Origin of the sequence: Komagataeibacter europaeus LMG 18890 (assembly GCF_000285295.1) — a bacterium.
Classification (GTDB): Bacteria; Pseudomonadota; Alphaproteobacteria; order Acetobacterales; family Acetobacteraceae; genus Komagataeibacter; species Komagataeibacter europaeus.
Genome location: NZ_CADP01000227.1, coordinates 1 through 2228, shown reverse-complemented (window position 1 = coordinate 2228; position 2228 = coordinate 1). Strand labels below are relative to the sequence as shown.

At 59.1% G+C, this 2228-nt stretch carries 1 protein-coding gene and 1 pseudogene; both read right to left on the bottom strand.

The genetic code is table 11. The features are described 5' to 3' along the window. Window positions 1-173: 173 nt before the first annotated feature. Window positions 174-1196, bottom strand: a complete 1023-nt coding sequence (locus tag GEU01_RS20930) for an IS110 family RNA-guided transposase (protein ID WP_019086379.1) — start codon at window positions 1194-1196, stop codon at window positions 174-176. A 261-nt stretch (window positions 1197-1457) separates the two neighbouring features. Next, window positions 1458-2228: pseudogene (locus GEU01_RS20925) on the bottom strand (IS1380-like element IS1380A family transposase); the annotation flags it as partial.

Below are 2228 nucleotides of genomic sequence, written 5' to 3'. Positions count from 1 at the left end.
AAGCCACTGGCCAGTATGGTGATCAGCGGATCAGATCCAAATCTCACAGGCGTGCTTTAAAGCACAGAGAAATCCACTGGTTTTTCCGATCCGGATCAGACGATCATGCGCCCATTCAGGTCATCGCCCTCTCACACCCCTACCGGTTCCATCCGCGGGAGCCGAGCCATCGCTCAGGCTGCCACGGACAGGGCCGGATCCCGATAATCCTCCTGTTTTGTTGCCATGGCCCAGATGGCTCGTGCCATCCTGTTGGCCAGCGCAATGGCTACCAGCATACGGGGCTTGCGGGCCAGCATCCGTGCCAGCCAGCTTCCCGGTGCAGGGGCCTTACGGCTGGCCCAGTTCACCTGGGTCATGGCGCCCATGATGAGAAGCCTGCGGATATCAGCCTGCCCGGCTTTTGATATCTTCCCCAGCCTTTCCTTTCCGCCAGATGAGAACTGACGGGGCACCAGCCCCAGCCACGCAGCAAAGTCGCGCCCGCGCCGGAAGCTCTGCAGGTCAGGCGCAAAAGCTTCAATCGCAAGAGCGGTCAGAGGACCCACTCCAGGCATGCTCTGCAATCTGCAGGTGTTTTCACTTTCCTGGACAAGCATCCTGATCTTCTTTGTTCTGACATCAATCCGCACACTCTGCTCCGAAATCTGTCGCAGCAGATCAAGGCATTCCTGCTTCACAGCCTCTGGCAGAACCGCCTCATCCAGCATGGCTTCAATGTGTCTGATATGCGCAATCCCCTGTGGCACGACGAGACCGAATTCATACAGAACGGCACGCAGGGCATTCACCAGTTCCGTGCGCTGGTGCACCAGACGCTGCCGGGCCCGGAAAAGAACGCCACGCGCCTGCTGCGCTTCAGTGCGTGGTTCGACAAAGCGCATTTCCGGCTGACGGGCCGCAATGACGATCGCTTCCGCATCAGCAGCATCGTTCTTCTGGCGCTTCACGAAAGGCTTCACATACTGCGGAGCGATCAGTCTGACCTCGTGACCAGCTCCTGCCAGTTCGCGAGCCCAGTAATGCGCGCTCCCGCACGCTTCAAGAACGACCAGAGCAGGCGGCTGCGTGGCCATGAACTGCATAAACTGCTGACGACGCAGCTTTTTGCGAAACATCACCTCGCCCGCACGCGAAGCTCCATGAACCTGGAAAATGTTCTTTGCCAGATCAACGCCTATCACTGTATCCTTCATCTGCCGTCCTTTCGCGCAGTCGTTTCTTCCAACGACCATTCTGGCACATTGCGATGCCGTGCGGGGAGGACGGCAACCACCCCATCTCACACTTGAGGCAATTTCGGGTCATTTTGTAGAATTCAGTCATCCCACAGGAGCCCGATCTGGAATATTGACGATATTCTGCTTCTGGCGGCGGGTTCTGAACGCAGTGAGGGTGTCACGGCCTGAGAAGGCAGTGTTGGTGGAAGCTATGTGGTCTGTGCACTGTCTGTTTCTTCAGATGGCCTGCCGGAGCCTTCGCAATCGTGCATGAGCGAGGGCGAATTCATGCTGACAGGGGAACATGTCCGGCATGGACAGGACAATCCGACGGACGCTGAGCGTTACACGTGTCGCGATTTTGAGCAGCCGTGCGCGTATGGTGCCACAGGTCGCCGTCTCCAGGCTGGTCTGGCCAAGGGCCAGTCTTTGCAGAGCGGTCAGCAGGACATAGGCTGCGGCCGAGAACCACAGCCGGAGCTGGTTGGCCCGGATGGTGTGGGACGAGGTCCTGTCTGAGAACAGATCCATCTGGCATTCCTTGATGCGGTTTTCCATATCCCCGCGTGCGCAGTAAATCTGTTCGTAGAGATGGCGGGGGTCGGACATTCCCTGCGGTAGCGTGGTGACAATAAAGCGATGATAGCGGTTGCCGTGGCGCCATTCGGCCTTGGCCACCACCCGCCTGCGGCGCGTCCAGCTGTCCTTTGTGATCCAGTCAAAGGAGGCGAAACCGCGCGCAGCTCTGCCTGTCGTGGCGGCTTCGTCACGAACCTCAGCGGACAAAGAGGCAATCCGGTCATACAGGCGGGTGTTGCCTGCAAGCCCGAACAGGAAGTCAACGTGGTTGTCTTCGCACCATGTCATCAGACTGTCCCGGGCGAAACCGCTGTCCCCACGCACCAGAATACGCACCCGGGGCCAGCGGTTCCTGATCTGCTCCACGATCCGGCGGATGTCTGCCAGTGCTTCCTTCCCCGGGTCCCTGTCTGCCGTGCGCAGGGTAGC